13 protein-coding genes are annotated in these 13,947 nt (G+C 65.8%); 3 read left to right on the top strand and 10 right to left on the bottom strand.

Going from position 1 to position 13,947, the window contains the following annotated elements; all coding sequences use genetic code 11:
- Positions 1-2 precede the first annotated feature (2 nt).
- The 8 genes from pqqD to pedF all read right to left on the bottom strand — a co-directional run bounded on the left by pqqD (position 3) and on the right by pedF (position 7,564).
- Positions 3-275, bottom strand: a complete 273-nt coding sequence (gene pqqD, locus HG549_RS11180) for a pyrroloquinoline quinone biosynthesis peptide chaperone PqqD (RefSeq protein WP_170029552.1) — start codon at positions 273-275, stop codon at positions 3-5.
- A gap of 50 nt (positions 276-325) precedes the next feature.
- Positions 326-397: a pyrroloquinoline quinone precursor peptide PqqA gene (pqqA, locus tag HG549_RS11175; protein ID WP_003243383.1), complete on the bottom strand. Its 72-nt coding sequence runs from the start codon at positions 395-397 to the stop codon at positions 326-328.
- 271 nt (positions 398-668) lie between these two features.
- Positions 669-2,189, bottom strand: coding sequence for an aldehyde dehydrogenase family protein (locus HG549_RS11170; RefSeq protein WP_170029551.1), 1,521 nt, complete (start codon positions 2,187-2,189; stop codon positions 669-671).
- A gap of 161 nt (positions 2,190-2,350) precedes the next feature.
- Positions 2,351-4,135: a PQQ-dependent alcohol dehydrogenase PedH gene (gene pedH / locus HG549_RS11165; RefSeq protein ID WP_170029550.1), complete on the bottom strand. Its 1,785-nt coding sequence runs from the start codon at positions 4,133-4,135 to the stop codon at positions 2,351-2,353.
- Positions 4,136-4,404: 269 nt separating this feature from the next.
- Positions 4,405-5,337, bottom strand: coding sequence for a quinoprotein relay system zinc metallohydrolase 1 (locus tag HG549_RS11160; protein WP_170029549.1), 933 nt, complete (start codon positions 5,335-5,337; stop codon positions 4,405-4,407).
- A 41-nt stretch (positions 5,338-5,378) separates the two neighbouring features.
- Positions 5,379-6,140 carry a quinoprotein dehydrogenase-associated SoxYZ-like carrier gene (locus HG549_RS11155; RefSeq protein WP_170029548.1) on the bottom strand — a complete coding sequence of 254 codons (762 nt, stop codon included), beginning with the start codon at positions 6,138-6,140 and terminating at the stop codon, positions 5,379-5,381.
- Between the two features lie 81 nt (positions 6,141-6,221).
- A complete protein-coding gene (locus HG549_RS11150; RefSeq protein WP_170029547.1) occupies positions 6,222-7,097 on the bottom strand; it encodes an ABC transporter substrate-binding protein in 876 nt (291 codons plus the stop codon).
- A 5-nt stretch (positions 7,098-7,102) separates the two neighbouring features.
- Positions 7,103-7,564, bottom strand: coding sequence for a cytochrome c-550 PedF (gene pedF, locus HG549_RS11145; RefSeq protein ID WP_170029546.1), 462 nt, complete (start codon positions 7,562-7,564; stop codon positions 7,103-7,105).
- Between the two features lie 253 nt (positions 7,565-7,817).
- On the opposite strand from pedF, the gene exaA reads away from it, so the two are divergent.
- Positions 7,818-9,698 (top strand): quinoprotein ethanol dehydrogenase, encoded by a 1,881-nt coding sequence (gene exaA, locus HG549_RS11140; RefSeq protein WP_170029545.1) that lies wholly within the window; start codon positions 7,818-7,820, stop codon positions 9,696-9,698.
- Between the two features lie 64 nt (positions 9,699-9,762).
- Positions 9,763-10,422 (top strand): pentapeptide repeat-containing protein, encoded by a 660-nt coding sequence (locus HG549_RS11135; RefSeq protein WP_170029544.1) that lies wholly within the window; start codon positions 9,763-9,765, stop codon positions 10,420-10,422.
- Positions 10,423-10,670: 248 nt separating this feature from the next.
- Here HG549_RS11135 and HG549_RS11130 read toward each other — a convergent pair whose 3' ends face one another.
- Positions 10,671-11,309, bottom strand: coding sequence for a response regulator transcription factor (locus HG549_RS11130; RefSeq protein WP_170029543.1), 639 nt, complete (start codon positions 11,307-11,309; stop codon positions 10,671-10,673).
- Positions 11,306-12,583, bottom strand: a complete 1,278-nt coding sequence (locus HG549_RS11125) for a histidine kinase (RefSeq protein WP_170029542.1) — start codon at positions 12,581-12,583, stop codon at positions 11,306-11,308. Before HG549_RS11125 ends, HG549_RS11130 begins: the two co-directional genes overlap by 4 nt.
- A 157-nt stretch (positions 12,584-12,740) precedes the next feature.
- Here HG549_RS11125 and HG549_RS11120 point away from each other — a divergent pair, with 157 nt between their 5' ends.
- On the top strand, positions 12,741-13,934 hold the full coding sequence (locus HG549_RS11120) for an ABC transporter substrate-binding protein (protein WP_170029541.1): 1,194 nt from the start codon (positions 12,741-12,743) through the stop codon (positions 13,932-13,934).
- Positions 13,935-13,947: the final 13 nt, after the last annotated feature.

Below are 13,947 nucleotides of genomic sequence, written 5' to 3'. Positions count from 1 at the left end.
GCTCATTCGACCCAGCACTTGGCGCGGGCCACCTCCAGGAACGCCAGCACATCCTCGTCGAGCCCGGTCACCCCGGGGAAACGCTGCGCCAGCCGGGCGATGACTGCCGCCACGCTACGCTGGCCGTCCAGCAGTTCGAGCACCCAGCCGGCACTGGCGTTGAGCTCGATGACGCCCCCCGCATGCAGCAACAGCGGGCACGCCAGCTGCGGCTCCCAGCGCAGGCGGAAGCCGCGGGCCAGGGCCAGGGTCTGCTCGGGATCGATCAATTCCATAGGGGCTTGGTACACAAGGTCCGGCCATCGCGACGATGGCCGGCCAGGCATCAACGATTGGCGAAGTACATCGTTACTTCGAAACCAATGCGCAGGTCGGTGTAGGCGGGTTTAGTCCACATGGGGCGGTCCTCTTGTTATGCCGGGCGATTCCGGTAGAGGCATTAATGCATGCGCGGCGCCAGGGCCGAATGCTACTTTGGAACGAGCTTGCGAGGTGCGTTGGTAGGAGGATCGGTTGCGCGATAGTTGTAGGAGCGGCCTTGTGTCGCGAAAGGGGCTGCAAAGCAGCCCCAGGAATACAGCATGAACGCGCAAATCGCCGGGGCTGCTGCGCAGCCCTTTCGCGACACAAGGCCGCTCCTGCAGTCGACCGCGTCAACCGACCCGATGTTAGAAGAAGCCCAGCGGATTGATGTCGTAGCTCACCAGCAGGTTCTTGGTCTGCTGGTAGTGGTCGAGCATCATCTTGTGGGTTTCACGGCCCACACCAGACTTCTTGTAGCCACCGAACGCGGCATGCGCCGGGTACAAGTGGTAGCAGTTGGTCCATACCCGCCCCGCCTTGATCCCACGGCCCATGCGGTAGGCACGGTTGATGTCGCGGGTCCACAGGCCTGCACCCAGGCCGAATTCGCTGTCGTTGGCGATCGCCAGGGCCTCGGCCTCATCCTTGAAGGTGGTCACGCCCACCACCGGGCCGAAGATCTCCTCCTGGAACACGCGCATCTTGTTGTGGCCCTTGAGCAGGGTCGGCTGGATGTAGTAACCGCTGGCCAGGTCGCCGGTGAGCCGCTCGGCAGCACCACCGGTGAGCAGCTGGGCACCCTCCTCGCGGGCAATCTCCAGGTAGGAAAGGATCTTGTCGTACTGCTGCTCCGAAGCCTGGGCACCGACCATGGTGGTGGTGTCCAGCGGGTTGCCGCGGGTGATCTTGGCGATCTTCTTCATCACTTCGGCCATGAACGGCTCGTAGATCGATTCCTGGATCAACGCCCGCGACGGGCAGGTACACACTTCGCCCTGGTTGAAGAACGCCAGCACCAGGCCTTCGGCCGCCTTCTCGATGAACGCCGGCTCGGCCTGCATGATGTCTGCGAAGAAAATGTTCGGCGACTTGCCGCCCAGCTCGACGGTAGAGGGAATGATGTTCTCGGCGGCACATTTCATGATGTGCGAGCCCACCGGGGTGGAACCGGTGAAGGCGATCTTGGCGATGCGCTTGCTGGTGGCCAGGGCCTCGCCGGCTTCCCGGCCGAAGCCCTGGACGATGTTCAGCACGCCGGCAGGCAGCAGGTCGGCGATCAGCTCGGCGAACACGGTGATCGACAGCGGCGTCTGCTCCGCCGGCTTGAGCACTACGCAGTTGCCGGCGGCCAGGGCCGGGGCGAGTTTCCAGGCAGCCATCAGCAGCGGGAAGTTCCACGGGATGATCTGCCCGACCACGCCCAGCGGCTCATGCATGTGGTAGGCCACGGTGCCTTCGTTGATTTCCGCAGCACCGCCCTCCTGGGCGCGGATGCAACCGGCGAAATAGCGGAAGTGGTCGGCCGCCAGCGGCACGTCGGCATTGAGGGTTTCGCGTACCGCCTTGCCGTTGTCCCAGGTTTCGGTAACGGCCAGCACTTCCAGATGCTGTTCGATACGGTCGGCAATCTTCAGCAGCACCAGGGCCCGCTCCTGCACCGAGGTCTTGCCCCAGGCGTCGGCAGCGGCATGGGCGGCGTCCAGCGCGCGCTCGATGTCCTCGGCGCCAGAGCGCGGGAACTCGGCAATCGGCTGGCCATTGACCGGCGAGCTGTTGGTGAAGTACTGGCCACCCAGAGGCGGCACGAACTCACCATTGATGAAGTTGCCGTAGCGTGGCTTGAAGGACACGATGGCGCCAGGGGTTCCGGGTTGTGCGTAGATCATGCTGAGCCTCTGTGGTCGATGCCTGTCCGGCGACAGGCGATGAACCGATGGTAAAAAGCCCCGCCTGCCGGGCGAATGCATCGTTGGCAGCGGGGCTCTCGTCATTTGGTAGTAGGGCCGCTTGCCGCCGGTTGGCTGGCGGCAAGCGGCAAGTCATGGCGTCAGCGCTTGGCGCTGGCGGTTTGCAGCTGCTTGGGCAACTTGAAGGTCCAGAGCATGCCGCCCTGGTTGAAGTCCTTGACCCGCTTGGCCACTTCGCCGCCCCACAGCGGCACCGCGCCGCCCCAGCCGGAAACCACCGAAACGTACTGCTCGCCGTCCATCTCCCAGGTGATCGGCGAACCGAGCACGCCGGAACCGGTCTGGAACTCCCAGACCTTGTCACCGGTCTTGGCGTTGAACGCCTGCAGGAAGCCTTCCGGCGTGCCGGTGAACACCAGGTTGCCCTTGGTGGTCAGTACCCCGCCCCACAGCGGTGCGTAGTTCTTGTGGCGCCATACTTCCTTGCCGCTGACCGGGTCGATGGCACGCAGCACGCCGATGTAGTCTTCGTTGAGCGGCTTGATGGTGAAGCCGGCACCGAGGAACGCCGCGCCCTTCTTGTAGGCGATGCCTTCGTTCCAGATATCCATGCCCCACTCGTTGGACGGCACATAGAACAGCCCGGTGTCCTTGTTGTAGGCCATCGGCATCCAGTTCTTGGCGCCGAGGAAGGCCGGGGCGACGAACACCGAGCTACCCTTGGCTTCGCTGCCCGGTGCCCCTGGACGGCTGGCCTCGTTGTAGATCGGCCGGCCATCCTTGTCCAGGCCGCTGGCCCAGGTGATCTTGTCGACGAACGGGAAGCCGCGGATGAACTTGCCGTTGGTGCGGTCCAGGACGTAGAAGAAGCCGTTGCGGTCGGCAGTGGCGGCCGCCTTGATCTCCTTGCCGCCGGCCTTGTAGTTGAACGAGATCAGCTCGTTGACGCCGTCGAAGTCCCAGCCGTCATGCGGCGTGCTCTGGAAGTGCCACTTGATGGTGCCATCGTCCGGGTTCAGGGCCAGGCGCGACGAGGAGTACAGGTTGTCGCCCGGGCGCAGGTGCGAGTTCCACGGCGCCGGGTTGCCGGTACCGAACAGGATCAGGTTGGTTTCCGGGTCGTAGTAGCCGCCCAGCCAAGGTGCTGCACCGCCGGTCTTCCACAGGTCGCCAGGCCAGGTCTTGCCTGCCTCACCGCCGGAAATGCCGTTCTCGATCGCCTTGCCGTCCTTGTAGACGTAGCCCATGTGCCCTTCCACGGTCGGGCGCATCCACAGCAGTTCGCCGTTTTCCGGGTTGTAGGCCTGGATCTTGCCCACCACGCCGAACTCGCCACCGGCAACCCCGGTGATCAGCTTGCCGTTGACGATCATGGGCGCCGCGCTGATCGAGTAGCCTTCCTTGTGGTCGGCCACTTTCTTGCTCCACACCACCTTGCCGGTGTCCTTGTTCAGGGCTACCAGCTTGGCATCCAGGGTGCCGAAGAACACCAGGTCACCGTACAGCGCCACGCCCCGGTTGATCACGTCGCAGCACGGGCGGATGTCATCGGGCAGGCGCGCATCGTATTGCCACAGTTTCTTGCCGGTGCGGGCGTCCACGGCGAACACCCGCGAGTAGGAACCGGTCAGGTACATCACCCCGTCCTTGACCAGCGGCTGGGCCTGCTGGCCACGCTGTTTCTCACCGCCGAAGGAGAACGCCCAGACCGGCCGCAGGTCCTTGACGTTGTTGCTGTTGAGCAGGTCCAGCGGGCTGTAGCGCTGGCCCTGCACACCCAGGCCGTTGGTGACGATCTGCTGCGGGTTCTTCGGGTCCTGGAGGATTTCTTCATTGCTGACAGCAGCGTGGGCCGCGCTGGCAAGCAGCATGGCGCTGAGCACCAGGCTCACGGCGAACACGGGACGACGTGGGGATCGGGTCATGACGGCTACCTTTGGTTTTTTTGTTGTGCCCGGGAAATTTTCCCGGTGTGCCGAGAATTCTTGGTCGCTGCCTGCTTGCCAACAATTGCCCGCAGTGCGGAGTTTTCTAGTTCCTTGGTATGGGCCTGGCCGCCACGGCCTGCGCCTTTGTAGGAGCGGCCTTGCGTCGCGATGGGCGGCGCAGCGGCCCCGGCGATTCTGCCAGAAGCACACATCCTGGGGCCGCTGCGCAGCCCATCGCGACGCAAGGCCGCTCCTACAAGGGCGCGTCAGTCCCTGGCGTCGATGCGCCGCAACTGTTGGCGCTCGTAGCGCGGATACAGGTGGCTGACACTGCGGATCAACTCGTAACGGGTCAGGCTGATACCGGCAAAGCGCTGCGGGATCGGGCTGCGGATCATCTCGGCCATGTCATCGCCACGCGCCGCGCCGGCACGCATCAGGCCATCCAGCCAGCCCAGGTAGTCACGCATCTGGGCAAACGGCCGGGCATCGCTGGCCACCGGGCCATGGCCAGGTACCAACTGTTTCCAGGGCAGCGCCTGCAGGGTATCCAGGTCTTTCAGCCAGACCTCCAGGCCCGGGCTGTTGGGCGTGGTCAGCGCCCGTTGGTAGAACACCAGGTCGCCGGCAAACAGCACGCCGGTCGTTTCATCCAGAATCGCCAGGTCGGCACCGGTATGCCCGCCTAGCGCCAGCAGCCGCAGGCGGTGCCCGCCCACTTCATGCATACCTGCCTCCAGCACCCGGGTTGGCAGCACCACCTCGGTGCCGCGCATCCAGTCGCCGACCAGGCGATACATGTTTTCGGCCATCGCCTCGCCCTGCTGGCGCAGCAGCTCGGCGGTGCCGGCCAGCGCGCCGATCGGCACATCGGCAAAGGCCTGGTTGCCCAGCACATGGTCGGGGTGATGGTGGGTCAACAACACTTCGACCACCGGTTTGTCGGTGGTGGCGGCAATCGCCTGGCGCAGCGCTTCGCCGTAGCGCTTGGACGGCCCGCTGTCGATCACCACCACCCCGCTGTCAGTGACAATGAATGCGCTGTTGACGATGTTGCCGCCGTTGTCCTTGGCGAAATTGGCGGTGCTGCCCTCCAGCAGCCAGGTGCCCTCGGCGATCTGCCGAGGTTCGAGGCGGTAGGCCAGGTCAGCCTGGGCTGGCAGGCCCAGACACAGCAGCAGAAGCAGGATCCAACGCATGACGGGCGCCTCGGGTCGGTAAGTGAAGCCAGGCGACGCGCTCAAGGCAGCGCGGCCTCGAACTGGTTGCCGCTGTTGTCCTGCAACAGCAGCCGGGTCGGCCCGGGACCGAGGATATCGAAGCCCAGGTTGGGGTTTTCGCTGACTGCCGGATACAGCACGAGGCTGGCCAGGCGCTGGCCGTCCGCGCTTTGCAGCTCGGCATGGTTGAGGAAGAATTCCGGAATGCCGCTGACCAGGCCATTGTCCATCGGGTGGGCCACCTGCAGGCGCAAGCGGCTGCTGTCGCCGCGCGGGTAGCGCCCGCCCAGCACTTCGCCCAGGTGCTCCTCCCAACCGGGCTGGGTGCGGACCACACTGGGCGCGGTACAACCGCCGCCAGCGGCATCGATCAGGGTCGAGCCGACGTGCCACAGGCCGTCGCGCGTCAGCACCGCGGCGCGCAGCGGCGTGGCCTGTTCGATACGGATGCGGATCGACAACCAGGGCAGTACGCGCTCGCCGGGCTCGAAGTCGACAATCCGCGGCAGCGGGTTGAGCTCGGCCCAGGCCAGGATCCGTACCACCTCGCCGCTGAATGCCCGCGCGTCGATCTCCAGCGGCACCTGGCGTGCGTCCTCGGCAAAGGGTGGTGCCAGCAGCTTGACCCGGTCATCGAAGACGAACGCTGCCTGGCCCAGCAACTGCTTGTGGTAGAAGTCCCACATCACCGACGGCACCGGGTCCGATGCGGCATGCGGTTCGCCGGCCTGGGCTGCCCAAGGCAGCCAGCAGGCCAGCAACAAGGTCGCTCGCCAGTTCATAACCAACTCCTGTTGATCAACACAACACCTACTGGCTGCGACAAGGCCCCTGTGGGAGCCTAGCCAATGCGAACCCGCAAGTTACTGATACATCTCCGGCACCTCGTAGCGCAGGCCGTAACTGGCATAGATCGCTTGCATCCGCCCATCACGGATCAGCGCCTCGAGCGCCTCCTCCACCGCATAGGCCAGCTGGCGGTTGCTCTCGTGCACTGCCATGCCGATGTCCCAGGCCTGCTTGCCAAGGTTCGGGTAGGCGTTTTCCGCCAGGGCCAGTTGCGGGTCGACGGCCTGGTGCAATTGCCAGTCGACCTCGCCGCGCATGGCCATCACCGCGTCCACCTGGCCAGCCTGCATGGCGCCGAAGGCCTGCTGCACGTTGGGGTAATGGTGCGTCCTGGCACTGAGCATGCCGTTGAACACCGAGGTCAGGTAGAACGACGGCACGCTGTCCACCTCGACCCCGATGGGGTGCTGCTGGAACACCGCGACACTGGCCACCGAGGCCAGGCGGCGGCGATCGTAGGCCACCTGCCAGCGCTCCTGCTGATAGGGGCCGAACATCACCACCTGGGCGTTTTCCAGTTCGCCGATGTCGTTGCGTCGCTGCGCGTAGGCGTTGTCGTAAGGCACCCGCATCATCAGGTCGGCCAGCTGCTGGTTGCGCAGCGGGCTGCCGCGCCAGATGTAATCGCGCAGGTCGTCGTCAAGCTTTTCCCCGGGCGGCGCCCAGATCAGCTGCAGGCGTACCCCCAGCGCGCTGGCCAGGGCCTGCGCCAGCTCCACGTCGACCCCGCGCGGCTGGCCGTGGTCCGTGAAGCTGTAGGGAGCAAAATCCTGGTACACCGCCACCTTCAGTTCGCCGGCGGCGATGATCGCGTCGTAGTTGCGTACCTGCGCCTGGGCTGCCGCGCAGCACAGCAGCAGGCCAGTCAACAGCACCGCCAACAGGCGCATGGCCGTCACTCCTCGACGTGCACGCTGTCCAGGTAGGTGCGTACCGCCCACAGGGCTTCCTGGCTCAGGTAGTCGGCCATCTTCGGCATGTATACCCGGCCGTCGCGAACCGCGCCGTGGCGTACCCGCTCGACGAACCACTCGTCACCCGCCTCACCGGCATCGAGCATGCGCAGGTCCGGGGCGATACCGCCAGACTTGGCTTCCAGGCCATGGCAGGCGGCGCAGTTCTGGTTGTAGGCCGAGGCGCCAATTTCCACCGCCTTGTCGTGCTCGGGGGACTCGCGATACGGGTTGACCGCTGCCCAGCCGTCGCCGTCGACGGCCACACCGGCATCCTTGATCGGGGTCAGGCCCTTGGTTTCCACAGCCTGGGGCACCACATTGCCATGGGCCCAGACGGTACCGGTCAGTACAGCGCCGGCCAGCAGGCCTGCAGCAAGCAAGACGTTTCGTTGTGTTGTCATTGTTATGCCCTCACCTTTGCACGCATGGCCTCAACCACAGAGGCCGTGCCGCCATCTTAGGAACAGCCCGTACAGCGCCGTATCCTGCTTTGGTGGCCGGGCCTTAATCCCTTGGTAGTAGGGCCTGTGGCGAAGGGCCAAAAGAGGGGCCTTACGGGAACTTTTCCCGGCCAGCGCGGGAAGTTTTCCGTATCCCGCGACAACCGCCCCAGCTCACCCTGTGCAGGCCAAAACTCCACAGGGAACTGCAACCATGACAACAACAACGCTACCTGCCCTTTCCCCGTTGTGCCTGAGCCTGCGGGCCGTGCTGCTGGCCGGCAGCCTGGCCCTGGGCACGGTGGCCACGGCGGCGCCTGCCAGCAACAACGTCACCTGGGAAGACATCGCCAACGATCACCTGACCACCCAGGACGTGCTGCAATACGGCATGGGCACCAACGCCCAGCGCTGGAGCCCGCTGGCCCAGGTCAATGACCAGAACGTGTTCAAGCTGACCCCGGCGTGGTCGTTCTCCTTCGGCGACGAGAAGCAACGCGGCCAGGAGTCCCAGGCCATCGTCAGCGACGGCGTGGTCTACGTCACCGGGTCCTATTCGCGGGTATTCGCCCTCGATGCCCGCACCGGCAAGCGCCTGTGGACCTACAACCACCGCCTGCCGGAGAACATCCGCCCGTGCTGCGACGTGGTCAACCGCGGCGCGGCGATCTACGGCGACAAGATCTACTTCGGCACCCTCGATGCACGCGTGATCGCCCTCGACAAGCGCACCGGCAAAGTGGTTTGGAACAAGAAGTTCGGCGACCACAGCGCCGGCTACACCATGACCGGCGCCCCGGTGCTGATCAAGGACAAGACCAGCGGCAAGGTGTTGCTGATCCACGGCAGCTCGGGTGACGAGTTCGGCGTGGTTGGCCAGCTATTCGCGCGCGACCCGGATACCGGCGAGGAAGTGTGGATGCGGCCATTCGTCGAAGGCCATATGGGCCGCCTGAACGGCAAGGACAGCACCCCCACCGGCAACGTCAAGGCACCGTCCTGGCCGGATGACCCGACTAGCGAAACCGGCAAGGTCGAAGCCTGGAGCCACGGCGGCGGCGCCCCTTGGCAAAGCGCCAGTTTCGACCCCGAGAGCAACACCATCATCGTCGGTGCCGGCAACCCGGGCCCATGGAATACCTGGGCACGCACCGCGAAGGACGGCAACCCGCATGACTACGACAGCCTGTATACCTCCGGCCAGGTCGGCGTCGACCCGAGCACCGGTGAGGTGAAATGGTTCTACCAGCACACCCCCAACGATGCCTGGGACTTTTCCGGCAACAACGAGCTGGTGCTGTTCGACTACAAGAACAAGGACGGCAAGCTGGTCAAGGCCACCGGCCATGCCGACCGCAACGGCTTCTTCTATGTGGTCGACCGCAGCAACGGCAAGCTGCAGAACGCCTTCCCCTTCGTCGACAACATCACCTGGGCCAGCCATATCGACCTGAACACCGGGCGCCCGGTGGAAAACCCCGGCCAGCGCCCGCCCAAGCCGCTGCCGGGCGAAAGCAAAGGCAAGCCGGTGGAAGTCTCGCCGCCGTTCCTCGGTGGCAAGAACTGGAACCCCATGGCCTACAGCCAGGATACCGGCCTGTTCTATATCCCCGGCAACCAATGGAAAGAGGAATACTGGACCGAGGAAGTGAACTACAAGAAAGGCTCTGCCTACCTGGGCATGGGCTTCCGCATCAAGCGCATGTATGACGACCACGTCGGCACGTTGCGCGCGATGGACCCGAGCACCGGCAAGCTGGTGTGGGAGCACAAGGAACCGCTGCCACTGTGGGCCGGCGTGCTGGCGACCAAGGGCAACCTGGTGTTCACCGGTACCGGTGACGGCTTCTTCAAGGCGTTCGACGCCAAGACCGGCAAGGAGCTGTGGAAGTTCCAGACCGGCAGCGGCATCGTCTCGCCGCCAATCACCTGGGAACAGGACGGCGAGCAGTACATCGGCGTGACCGTGGGCTACGGCGGCGCGGTACCGCTGTGGGGTGGCGACATGGCCGAGCTGACCAAGCCGGTGGCCCAGGGCGGCTCGTTCTGGGTGTTCAAGATCCCCAGCTGGGACAACAAGACTGCACAACGCTGACCCACGGCGGGGAGCGGGCCTGCGCCCCTCCCCGTACTGTCACCTTCCTGCCGGGACCTTTGCCATGAACTACCTGCCATTGGCGTTGCTGTTGGTACTTTCCCCTACCCTGGCCATGAACGCCGACGACGCTGAAAGCGATACCCCCTTGACCATCAACGGCTGCCGGATCGCCGAAGCCAGCCAGTGCCCGGGGGCTGACCTGCGTGGCGCCAACCTGGCCAACCAGGACTTGCGCAAGATGAACCTGGCCGGCGCCGACCTGCGCGGTGCCGACCTGCGTCACGCCCGGCTGGACCTGGCCAACCTGGAACAGGCCCGCCTGCAGGGCGCCAACCTGACCCGCGCCAGCCTGCAGCAAAGCAACCTGCGCCTGGCCGACCTGAGCGACAGCAAGCTGGTGGCGATCCAGGGCTGGGGCTTGTTCGCCCAAGGGGCGCAGTTCGCCAAGGCCGACCTTGGCGCGGCCTACCTGGAATTCGCCAGGTTGTCCGGGGCGAAGATGCACCAGGCCAACCTGCGGGCCGCGGACCTGGAGATGGCCTGGTTGAGCAAGGCTGATTTGCAAGGGGCGAACCTGGGCGATGCCAACCTGCAGGAGGCCAAGTTCGGCCAGAGCAACCTGGAGGGCGCCGACTTGCGTGGGGCGCGGCAGCATTACGGGAATTTCCAGGATGCCAACATGCAGGGGTGCAAGGGTTGCCCAGAGACCTGGGACAAATGAGCGATGGGTCCGGCGTGACAGGTTCAGCGCCTGCGAGACCGAGCGCCGCCCGCGCGGCGCATCGCGGATAAATCCGCTCCTACATTTGTTTCGGGCCAGTAACGCCTGTGACAGGCGCGCGCGGCCGCCTGGTTCATACGACGCGATATCACCGCATGCACCAACCCCCCTGTAGGAGCGGATTTATCCGCGCCGCGCCGCGCGGGCGGCGCTCGGCCTCACAGGCGCTGCATCTACCAGGCCGAACCTCACCCCGCCACCCGCACCACCCCCAAGTCGATCCCCAAATGCACCAGTTCAGCATGCGAGCTGACCTGCAGCTTGCTCTTGAGCAAGGTCAGGTGGTTGGACACGGTCTTGGCACTGATGCACAGCTGCTCGGCGATCACCCGCACCGGTGTACCCTTGGCCAGCATCACGAAGATCTCCAGCTCACGCTGGGTCATGCACTGCAAGCGTGGGTCACAGGCCCCCTGGGGCGAGGTGCAGGCCAGCTGGGTGGCCAAGGGTTGCTCGATATAGGCCTGCCCGGCCAACACCCGCTGCACCGCCTCGATCAGCACCTCGGGCGCCGAGTTCTTGGTCAGGTAACCCGAGGCCCCGGCGTCCAGCGCCTGGCGCACCAGCGGCAGTTCATCGTGCATGCTGAAGAACAGCACGCGCAGTTGCGGCAAGCGCTGGCGCAGGCGTCGGGTGGTTTCCAGGCCGCTGATACCGGGCAGGCCGAAGTCCATGATCACCAGGTTGGGCACCTGCTCCTGCACCCGCGCCAGCGCCTCCTCGCCGCTGGCCGCTTCGCGCACCTGCACCGTCGGCAGCACCGCCCGCAGCAGGCTGGCATAGCCCTGGCGGACCACGGCGTGGTCATCGACCAATACGATATTCATGGCACCTCCATGGCAATGTCCAGGGCCAGCGCCCAGCCGGCACCGGGGCGGCTGAGGATGCGCAATTCGCCACCGAGGCTGCGGGCGCGCTCGGCCATCGAGTGCAGGCCGACCCCCGGGCGCAGCGGCTGTGGCGCCCCGCAACCGTTATCGCGAACCAGCAGGCGCAAGCCCTTGGCGCTGCGTTGCAGGCGCACCCGCACCTGGCTGGCCGCGGCGTGTCGGGCGACGTTGGTCAACGCCTCCTGCAACAGGCGATACAGGTGCGTGCGGCTCGCCCCAGGCAACGCTGGCAGGCGCGCGCCGACCCGCAGGCGGCAATCGATGCCCTGGCTGGCCTGCCATTGGCTCACCAGCAGGGCAAACGCCTCAGCCAGCGGCATGTGCTGCAGCGCCAGCGGATACAAGTCATGCACCAACGCGCGAAAGCCCTGCTGCAGGCGCTGGCAATCGAGCTCCAGGGTGCGGGTGGTCTGCGCCACCGCTGCCGGCTGGTCGGCCACCATGCGCAGCAGGCACAGCTGGGCACGGATACCTGCCAGGTATTGCCCGAGGTCGTCGTGCAGGGTTTGCGCCAGCTGGGTGCGTTCGCGCTCCTGCACGGCCAATAGCGCCTGGGTCAGCTGGGCATTGTCGGTGCGGGCCTGTTCCAGCGATGCAGCCATGTGGTTGAAATGCCTGGCCAGCTGGCGTGCCTCCGGCAGGCCGGCTTCGCGCAGGCGCGCGCTCAACTGCCCACCGGAGACCTGGCGCAGGGCCTGCAGCAGCTCGTCCAGCAAACCCATGCCGCGGCGCACGGCCCAGCGGATGGTCAGCAAGCTCAGCAACAGCGCCAGGCCGCACAGGCCCACCAACTGTTGCAGCGAGTCGCGGACTTCGTCGATTTCATCCCGCGCATCCACGGCAATCGCTACCCGGCGACCATCACTCAGCTGCAGCAACCGGGTAGCGTGGTGGCGCTCGCCAAGCAGGTGGCGGCCAAGCCAGGCATCCACGCCGCGCTCCTGCGACAGCGGCAGCGCTTCATCCGCCGCCAGCCAGTGCACCCGCACATGGCGCAGGCTCTGGGTCAAACGTGGCTGCAGATGGGCCGGGTCGCGCTCGGCGGTATCGCCGAGGTACGCCACCACCGCTTCGGCCGATTGCAACTCGCGCTCGACATCGGCCACCGCCTGGTGCAACAGCACCCCGGCACAGGCCAGCATTACCAGCAGGAAAAACACCGTGACGCAAAGGTTGATCCGCCACAGGGCCGACAGGTCAAGCAGGCGCATGCGCGGTTTTCCTCAGTGTGGCGAGATTGCGGCCCATCGTAAGACCGGGGCCAGCGTGGCGAATTACTACCTTGGTACCGGCCGGGCGCTACTTTCTGCATATTTCCCCGTCGTGGTGGGCTTCCTATGCTGGCGCCATCTGCCGTGGAGTCGCTTTATGCGCCAGCCTGCCCACCTTGCCCTGACCTGCCTGCTGGCCCTCGCCGCCACCCTGTCTACAGCCCTGGCGCCCGCTGCCCGGGGCCAGGCTGCCGAGCCCTTGCAGGTACGCATCGGCTACCTGGGCTATCGCCCCGACCCTGGCCCGCTGCTGTCCAATGTCATCCCCGAGCCCGGCGATGGCGGGCTGCAAGGCGCCAGGCTGGCGATTGTCGACAGCAACAGCAGCGGCCGCTTCCTGCAGCAGCAATTCCACTTGAGCGAGGCCAGCGTCGACAGCCCCGAAGCCCTGCTGCAGGCCGCCAAGGCCCAGCATGAACAAGGCCTGCGGCTGTTCGTGGTCAATGCCCCGGCTGCCAGCCTGCGGGCCTTGTCTGCCGCATTGCCTGACAGCCTGCTGTTCAACGCCGGCAGCCCGGACGACAGCCTGCGCAGCAGCCAGTGCCTGGGCAATGTGCTGCACAGCCTGCCCGGCCGCGCCATGCTGGCCGATGCCCTGGCGCAATTCCTGGTGCTGCGCAAATGGCAGCGGGCCTTGCTGATCGTCGGCCAGACCGATGACGACCGCGCCTATGCCGCCGCCCTGCGGCGTGCCGCGAAGCGCTTCGGCCTGCAGCTGGTGGCGGAAAAACCCTGGACCTTCGACAACGACCAGCGCCGCAGCGCCCAGGCCGACATGCCGCTGTTCACGCAAACGGCCGAGTACGATGTGGTGCTGGTGGCCGACGAACGCGGCGATTTCGGCGAATACCTGCCCTACCAGACCTGGTACCCACGCCCGGTTGCCGGGACCCAGGGCCTGACCCCCACCGGTTGGCACAAGACCGTGGAAACCTTCGGCGCGGCGCAGTTGCAAAAGCGCTTCGAGGCCCAGGCCGGGCGCTGGATGAACGACCGCGACTTCGCCGCCTGGATGGCCGTGCGCAGTGTCGCCAGCGCCGTCAGCAAACTGCGCCAGGCCGAGCCGCACACCGTGCAGCAGCTGCTGCTCAGCGAGCAGTTGCCGCTGGACGGTTTCAAGGGCCGCAAGCTCAGCTATCGCCCATGGAACGGCGAGCTGCGCCAGCCGATCCCGCTGGTGCAGCCACGGGCGCTGGTCAGCACTTCGCCGCAGGAAGGTTTCCTGCACCCATTCAACGAAATGGACAGCCTGGGCTACGACAAGCCCGAGGTCAGCTGTAGCTACCCCTGAGCCGATAACCACA

Origin of the sequence: Pseudomonas sp. SK (genome assembly GCF_012975065.1) — a bacterium.
Classification (GTDB): domain Bacteria; phylum Pseudomonadota; class Gammaproteobacteria; order Pseudomonadales; family Pseudomonadaceae; genus Aquipseudomonas; species Aquipseudomonas anuradhapurensis.
This window is presented reverse-complemented; position numbering and strand designations above follow the sequence as displayed.

Coding starts and splice junctions, on each gene's coding strand:
- HG549_RS11150 (WP_170029547.1), bottom strand. CDS start 7,097: ATGCGCCTGTTGGCGGTGCTGTTGACTGGCCTGCTGCTGTGCTGCGCG.
- HG549_RS11170 (WP_170029551.1), bottom strand. CDS start 2,189: ATGATCTACGCACAACCCGGAACCCCTGGCGCCATCGTGTCCTTCAAG.
- exaA (WP_170029545.1), top strand. CDS start 7,818: ATGACAACAACAACGCTACCTGCCCTTTCCCCGTTGTGCCTGAGCCTG.
- HG549_RS11135 (WP_170029544.1), top strand. CDS start 9,763: ATGAACTACCTGCCATTGGCGTTGCTGTTGGTACTTTCCCCTACCCTG.
- pedH (WP_170029550.1), bottom strand. CDS start 4,135: ATGACCCGATCCCCACGTCGTCCCGTGTTCGCCGTGAGCCTGGTGCTC.
- HG549_RS11130 (WP_170029543.1), bottom strand. CDS start 11,309: ATGAATATCGTATTGGTCGATGACCACGCCGTGGTCCGCCAGGGCTAT.
- pqqD (WP_170029552.1), bottom strand. CDS start 275: ATGGAATTGATCGATCCCGAGCAGACCCTGGCCCTGGCCCGCGGCTTC.
- HG549_RS11125 (WP_170029542.1), bottom strand. CDS start 12,583: ATGCGCCTGCTTGACCTGTCGGCCCTGTGGCGGATCAACCTTTGCGTC.
- HG549_RS11155 (WP_170029548.1), bottom strand. CDS start 6,140: ATGAACTGGCGAGCGACCTTGTTGCTGGCCTGCTGGCTGCCTTGGGCA.
- HG549_RS11120 (WP_170029541.1), top strand. CDS start 12,741: ATGCGCCAGCCTGCCCACCTTGCCCTGACCTGCCTGCTGGCCCTCGCC.
- HG549_RS11160 (WP_170029549.1), bottom strand. CDS start 5,337: ATGCGTTGGATCCTGCTTCTGCTGCTGTGTCTGGGCCTGCCAGCCCAG.
- pedF (WP_170029546.1), bottom strand. CDS start 7,564: ATGACAACACAACGAAACGTCTTGCTTGCTGCAGGCCTGCTGGCCGGC.